This is a genomic window from Streptomyces silvae, from assembly GCF_016745505.1.
GTDB classification, from domain to species: Bacteria; Actinomycetota; Actinomycetes; order Streptomycetales; family Streptomycetaceae; genus Streptomyces; species Streptomyces silvae.
This window is the reverse complement of the sequence record NZ_JAERUC010000141.1, coordinates 37147-43221: the sequence shown is the minus strand read 5'-3', so window position 1 is coordinate 43221 and position 6075 is coordinate 37147. Positions and strand designations below refer to the sequence as shown.

The window sequence follows — 6075 nt, the reverse complement described above, 5'->3', positions numbered from 1 at the left end:
ACCCCGCTCCCTGATCCGGCCTGATCCAAACGAAAGACCCTAGGTCCCCTCGGCCCCGGCCCGCAGCTCCTGGGTGCAGCACTTCACGCTGCCGCCGCCCTTGAGCAGCTCGCCCAGGTCCATCGGGACCGGCTCGAAGCCCCGGTCCCGCAGCGGGTCGAAGAGCCCCACGGCCGCCTGCGGGAGCAGCACATGGCGCCCGTCGCTGACCGCGTTGAGCCCCAGCGAGGCGGCGTCCGCCTCCTCGGCCAGCAGCGCGTCGGGGAAGAGGCGGGCCAGCACGGACCGGCTGCCCGGTGAGAACGCCCCCGGGTAGTACATGATCTCGTCCGCCGCCTCGTCGAGCACGCACAGCGCCGTGTCCAGGTGGTAGTAGCGCGGGTCCACCAGGTCGAGGCCGATCACCGGGCGCCCGAAGAACTCCTGCGCCTCGTCGTGGGAGAGCGGGCTGGAGCGGAAGCCCCGCCCGGCCAGCAGGTACGAGGCGGTCACCGCGAAGTCGCCCTCGCCCTCGTTGACATGGGCCGGCTCATGGATCTCGGTGAAGCCGTTGGCCCGGAACCACTCCCGGTGCGCCTCCGCCTCCGCGTACCGCTCCCGGTAGGCGAACAGGGCCCCGAGCACCTTGCCGTCGATCACGGTGGCCCCGTTGGCGGCGAACACCATGTCGGGCAGGTCGGGGCGGGGGGTGAGCAGCTCCACGGTGTGGCCGAGAGCCCGGTAGCGGTCGCGCAGGTCCTCCCACTGGGTCTGGGCCAGGGGCAGATCCACGGGCTTCGACGGATCCATCCACGGGTTGATGGAGTAGGTGACCTCGAAGTGGGCCGGGGCGCACATCAGGTAGCGACGGGGGGTGGCGTCACGGGTCAATGCAGGCTCCTCACGAACGGCGGCCTCGGCCGCGGAACGGTGGGACACGCGCGGGGTGTGCGCGTGAGTTCATGGTGCGCCGCGCCGGGCCGTCGCGCTGTGATCCGTTCGGGTGGTTCGCGCGGGCCCCCGGGGTGGCCCGGTGGGGGCTGTCCCGGGAGAGCCGGCCCGTAGGCAAGACGATACGTATCGGACCGTCAGGCTCTAGGATGGGCGGATGGCAGCTCAGAAGTCCCCCGACTCCAGCCGTCGCAGCGACCGCTCACGGCGCGCGATCTGTGACGCCGCACTCGCGCTCGTCGGCGAGGTGGGGTACGCGAGGACGACGATCGAGGGTATCGCCGCCCGGGCCGGCGTCGGCAAGCAGACGATCTACCGCTGGTGGCCCTCCAAGGCGGCCGTGCTCCTGGAGGCGTTCCTCGCCGAGAGCGCCCGCCGCTCGCAGGAGGTGGGCGAGGCCGGCGAGGACGGTGCGTACGGCATCCCCGACACCGGCGACCTGGCCGCCGACCTCAAGCTCGTCCTCCGGACCACGGTCGACGGGCTGAACGACCCGGTGAGCGCGGCACCCACCCGGGCCCTGGCCGCCGAGGGGATCATCGACCCCGCACTCGGAGCCCAATTCGTCGAAAATTTGCTCGAACCGCAGCTCCAGTTGTATGTCACACGCCTGCGGGCGGCCCAGGAGGCCGGCCAGGTGCGTGCGGACATCGATCCGCGGATCGCACTGGAGCTCCTGATCGCCCCGCTCACCCACCGCTGGCTGCTCAGGACGCATCCGCTGACCCACGCGTACGCGGACCAGATCGTCGACCTCACCCTGCGGGGGATCCTGGTCCAGCCATGAACCCGGGGGTGCATTCCATGACATTCCGTACGAGTGTGCCGACCCCTGCGCAACCGCCCGGGCACCCCGCTTCGGAACTCTGGCCACCCGAGGAGCAGGATGGTGCGACCATGGAGAGGTAACCGCTGAGGTGAGGGGATAGATGGGCGCCGATTCCGGCCGCTATCGCGGCACAGAGGGCAGGATTTCCCAGTGGCTGCGCAGGCGGCCCAAACCACAGCCGGAGGCCGACGACGCGGCACGGCTGGCGCTGCTCCTGGCCGTCGCCGAGGCAGGAATGCCCATCTCACCCGCGGCGCACCCGTCCGGCTACCGATGTTCGTGCGAGCGCATCGGCTGTCCGACCCCCGCGCGGCACCCGGTCTCGTTCGCCTGGCAGACGCAGTCCACGACGGACCGCGCCCAGATCGAGCGCTGGGCGGCCAACCAGCCGCTGGCCAACTTCATCACCGCGACGGGCATGATCCACGACGTCCTCGACGTGCCCCTGAGCGCGGGACACGCCGCCCTGGAGCGGCTCCTCGCGGCGGGCATCGACGTCGGCCCCGTGGCCCAGTCCGGCACCGACCGGATGCTCTTCTTCACCGCCACCCGCGGCACCCCCGACGACGAGGACGAGTGGTGGCCCTGCGAGCTGGACTGCCACCCCGAGACCATGGACGAGCATCCGGGACTCCGCTGGCACTGCCGCGGCAGCTACGTCCTCCTGCCCCCCGCCCGGCTCCCCGGTGAGCTGGACGTGCACTGGATCCGCGGCCCGGAGAACCCGCTCCCCGATCCGCTGACCCTGCTGGAGACGCTCACCGACGCCTGCGCGCAGTACGCGGACACGGCCGACGCGAGCGACCTCGACCACGACGCCGTCGCCTGGCCGATGAGCCGCTGAGCCGCCCTTTCTCACCGGCCCTTTCACGCCCGCTCTGTCATGCCCGTACGTTCACGCCTGGCTCACGCGGGCGAACTTCTCGACGGCCGCCGGCGTGACGGGCGTGAAGAAGTTCACCAGGTTGCCGTCGGGGTCGCGGAACAGGAGCGAGCGGTTGCCCCAGGGCATCGTCGTGGGCTCGTTGACGAAGTCCTCCACGAATCCGGTCAGGTTCTCGTGCACCCGGTCCACGTCGTCCACCAGGAACTCCAGGACGACGCTGTGGTTCTCCCCCGGGCGTGCCGAGCCCGGTGCGAAGAGGGGGACCGTGCGGGTGCTGCCGATCGCGAGGGTGCCCGAGGCCGTCCCGATCTCGGCGAAGTCCTCGTTGGCCCAGGCGGCGGTCACGCCGGTGACCCGCTCGTAGAACCCGACGAGCCGGGCGACGTCAGCCGTGATGATGCGGACAGAGACGAAGTTCATGGGTGTTCTCCTGGTCGTTCGTTGCTTACGACCACACGCTACGACCGATACCGGGCGGAACCCGCCCGGTATCTGCGGGAGACTTACGGACATGTCCCGTCCCCTCGCCCGCGTCCTCACCCTCCTGGAGCTCCTGCAGTCCGGCGGCGTCCGGACCGCCGCCGAGCTCGCCGGCCGGCTCGGCGTGGACGAACGCACGGTGCGGCACTACATCGGCCACCTCCTCGACCTCGACGTGCCCGTCGAGTCGCTGCGCGGCCGGTACGGCGGATACCGGATCGCCCCCGGCCACCGAATGCCCCCGCTCATGCTCGACGACGACGAGGCGCTCGCCGTGCTCCTCGGCCTGATCGCGGGCCGCCGGTCCGGCCTCACGACCGCCGCCGGCACGGCGGGCGACACGGCCACGGCCAAGATCCGGCGGGTCCTGCCCCAGCGGCTCCGTCTCGCCCTCGACGCCGTGCTCGGCTCCCTCTCCTTCACCGACCCGCACGGCGATCCCACGGCCCCGCCCGGCAGCGCGGCGACCGCCCCGGAATCCGCGGTCCTGCTGCCCGTCGCCGACGCGGTGAACCACCACCGGCCGCTCTCCCTCCGCTACACCTCCGCGGACGGCCGCCGCAGCGAGCGCACGGTCCACCCGCACGGGCTCGTCGCCCACGCGGGCAAGTGGTACGTGACGGCCACGGACCTCTCGGCCGGCGAGGACCGGACGTTCCGGCTGGACCGCATCAGCGGCGTACGGACCCTGCCCGGCTCGTTCGAACCGCCCGCGGGGCCCGACCCGGCGACGCGCGTCCTGACGGGGCTGGCCACCGCCCCGTACCGCCATGAGGTGACCCTGCGCGTCCAGGGCACGGCCGCGCACATCCACACCCGGCTCCCGGCCGGAGTCGCGCTCGTGGAGGAACTGCCGTCGCCGGACGGCGGCGATCCAGGAGCCGAGGCCTGGAGCCGCGTCGAACTGCGCGTGGAGCGGCTCGACTGGCTGCCCGCCGCACTCGCCTCGCTCGACCGGCCCTTCGTCATCGAGCGCCCGGACGAACTCCGGGGCCTCGTCGCCGCCTTCGCCGAACGGCTCACGCACTGGGCGCGGCGCACCCCGCCCCCCGGCTGACGGCGCCCCCCCGGCTGACGGCGCTCAGGACCCCTGCGCCGCGACCAGACCGGGCAGCCGGTTCAGCACGCGCACCTTGCCGTCCGTGCCCGTGGCGTCTCCCGCCGCCTTCTTCGGTACGTAGACCAGCTGGCTGGAGACCCGCTCCTTGGTGAGGGTGCTCTTCACCTCGCCGGTCAGCAGTGCCTCCACGTCCGCGGTGACCGTCGGCCGCAGCCCCTGCGCCGCCGTCTGACGCTCGAAGTGCTTGCTGCTGAAGAAGACCAGCGCCCCGCCGTCCTCCGTCGTCAGCCCCAGCGGTGCGAACGTCCCGGAGTCCAGGGCCTGGTCGACGTACTGGTAGGAGAAGCCCGCCCTGCGGGTGTTCTTCCGCGCGTCCCGCCAGCCCGAGGTCATCGACCCCGGGGCGAAGACGTCCGGCGCGCCGTCCCTGAGGTAGTCCGTGTACGTGGTGCTCAGCTCGGCAGGCGCGGTGGCCAGCGTGGCATCGGTGGAGGCGGAGGGCGCGGGCTGCGCGTAACCGTCGGCGTCCTTGCGGAACTTGGGGATCTCGGACGGGGACGCCACCGCCAGGTAGGACACCTTCCACGGGGCGTCCGGCCCGGTGCGCACGAACGTCAGCAGCCAGCGGGTGTCCTGCTTCCCGCCGTCCTGGTCGCGGTTGGAGTCGGTGTCCGCGAGGAACCAGCGCGGCCAGCCCGCCTTCTTGGGGATGGCGTACGAGGCGTCCGTCAGCTCCAGCGGCTTGTGCTGCGCGTTGCCCTCCGGGCTGTTCTTACGCCGCGCGGCCAGGCCTGCCTGGTTGATCGCACCCAGCGAACCGGTCACCCGGTCCTCGTCGAGTGCCGGATCGTACGCCTTGTCCGCCTTGTTGTACGCGACGGTGAAGTCCTCCAGGGCCTTCGCCGCCTCGGACTCCGTCGCTCCCGGCACGACTTCCAGTTCACCGTGCACCGTCACGCAGCCGCTCGCCGTCACGCTCAGCACCGTCGCCGTCGCGAGTCCCGCCGCCAGTCGCCCCAGCCTTGTCATCCGTTGCCTTCTGCGCCTTCTGATCCGTCGTTGGCACTGACCGCCTGAACCCTACCGGGGCGAGGAACAGCACGAGCGTCGGGATGAGGTACAGCGCCCACACCGTGACCTGAAGAACGGTTGGATCGGCCTGGAAGTTGAAGACCCCCTTGAGCAGGGTGCCGTACCAGCTGTCCGGCGGAATCGTCGTCGTGATGTCGAACGCCTTGTTCCCGAGGCCACCGAGGAAACGGGCCTCCTGCAGGTCGTGCAGGCCGTAGGCGAGCACACCGGCGGCCACCACCACGAGCATGCCGCCTGTCCACGTGAAGAACGTGGACAGGTTGATCCTCAGGGCGCCCCGGTAGAACAGCCAGCTCAGCACGATCGCGGTCGCGATGCCCAGCAGCACCCCGATCAGCGGTGAGGAGGAGCCCTCACCGCTCGCGCGCACCGATGCCCACACGAACAGGGCGGTCTCCAGGCCCTCACGGCCCACCGCGAGGAAGGCGGTGGCCACCAGGGCGCCGGTACCCATGGCGAGTGCGGTGTCGAGCTTGCCGTGCAGCTCCTTCTTCAGATGCCGCGCGGTACGCCGCATCCAGAACACCATCCACGTCACGAGGCCGACGGCGATGATCGACAACGACCCGCCGAGCATCTCCTGTGCCTCGAACGTCAGCTCCTGGGAGCCGAACTCGAGGGCGGCGCCGAAGCCCAGCGAGATGGTGCAGGCGATGGCGATGCCGGTCCACACCGGCCGGAGCGCGTCACGGCGGCCGGACTTGACCAGGTAGGCGATGAGGATGCAGACCACCAGGCCGGCCTCGAGCCCCTCGCGCAAGCCGATCAGATAGTTGCCGAACATGCCGGTCCTTCCAC

Annotated in this window: 7 protein-coding genes; 3 read left to right on the top strand and 4 right to left on the bottom strand. The window is 71.3% G+C overall.

Going from position 1 to position 6075, the window contains the following annotated elements; translation table 11 throughout:
- Positions 1-39: 39 nt before the first annotated feature.
- Positions 40-918 (bottom strand): dimethylargininase, encoded by an 879-nt coding sequence (ddaH, locus tag JKV81_RS21590; RefSeq protein ID WP_346774204.1) that lies wholly within the window; start codon positions 916-918, stop codon positions 40-42.
- Positions 919-1087: 169 nt separating this feature from the next.
- On the opposite strand from ddaH, the gene JKV81_RS21585 reads away from it, so the two are divergent.
- Both JKV81_RS21585 and JKV81_RS21580 read left to right on the top strand, forming a co-directional pair.
- Positions 1088-1717: a TetR/AcrR family transcriptional regulator gene (locus JKV81_RS21585; RefSeq protein ID WP_124276778.1), complete on the top strand. Its 630-nt coding sequence runs from the start codon at positions 1088-1090 to the stop codon at positions 1715-1717.
- Between the two features lie 142 nt (positions 1718-1859).
- On the top strand, positions 1860-2603 hold the full coding sequence (locus JKV81_RS21580; protein WP_129262463.1) for a bifunctional DNA primase/polymerase: 744 nt from the start codon (positions 1860-1862) through the stop codon (positions 2601-2603).
- 51 nt (positions 2604-2654) lie between these two features.
- On the opposite strand, the gene JKV81_RS21575 is transcribed toward JKV81_RS21580, so the two are convergent.
- Entirely contained in the window at positions 2655-3065 is a 411-nt protein-coding gene (locus tag JKV81_RS21575) for a VOC family protein (RefSeq protein ID WP_124276779.1), read from the bottom strand.
- 91 nt (positions 3066-3156) lie between these two features.
- Here JKV81_RS21575 and JKV81_RS21570 point away from each other — a divergent pair, with 91 nt between their 5' ends.
- Entirely contained in the window at positions 3157-4182 is a 1026-nt protein-coding gene (locus JKV81_RS21570; protein ID WP_202077296.1) for a helix-turn-helix transcriptional regulator, read from the top strand.
- A gap of 24 nt (positions 4183-4206) precedes the next feature.
- On the opposite strand, the gene JKV81_RS21565 is transcribed toward JKV81_RS21570, so the two are convergent.
- On the bottom strand, positions 4207-5214 hold the full coding sequence (locus tag JKV81_RS21565; protein ID WP_202077294.1) for an SCO2278 family lipoprotein: 1008 nt from the start codon (positions 5212-5214) through the stop codon (positions 4207-4209).
- Positions 5126-6061 carry an iron uptake transporter permease EfeU gene (gene efeU, locus JKV81_RS21560; RefSeq protein WP_124276782.1) on the bottom strand — a complete coding sequence of 312 codons (936 nt, stop codon included), beginning with the start codon at positions 6059-6061 and terminating at the stop codon, positions 5126-5128. Before efeU ends, JKV81_RS21565 begins: the two co-directional genes overlap by 89 nt.
- Positions 6062-6075 lie beyond the last annotated feature (14 nt).

Coding starts and splice junctions, on each gene's coding strand:
- JKV81_RS21565 (WP_202077294.1), bottom strand. CDS start 5,214: ATGACAAGGCTGGGGCGACTGGCGGCGGGACTCGCGACGGCGACGGTG.
- JKV81_RS21575 (WP_124276779.1), bottom strand. CDS start 3,065: ATGAACTTCGTCTCTGTCCGCATCATCACGGCTGACGTCGCCCGGCTC.
- JKV81_RS21580 (WP_129262463.1), top strand. CDS start 1,860: ATGGGCGCCGATTCCGGCCGCTATCGCGGCACAGAGGGCAGGATTTCC.
- JKV81_RS21585 (WP_124276778.1), top strand. CDS start 1,088: ATGGCAGCTCAGAAGTCCCCCGACTCCAGCCGTCGCAGCGACCGCTCA.
- efeU (WP_124276782.1), bottom strand. CDS start 6,061: ATGTTCGGCAACTATCTGATCGGCTTGCGCGAGGGGCTCGAGGCCGGC.
- JKV81_RS21570 (WP_202077296.1), top strand. CDS start 3,157: ATGTCCCGTCCCCTCGCCCGCGTCCTCACCCTCCTGGAGCTCCTGCAG.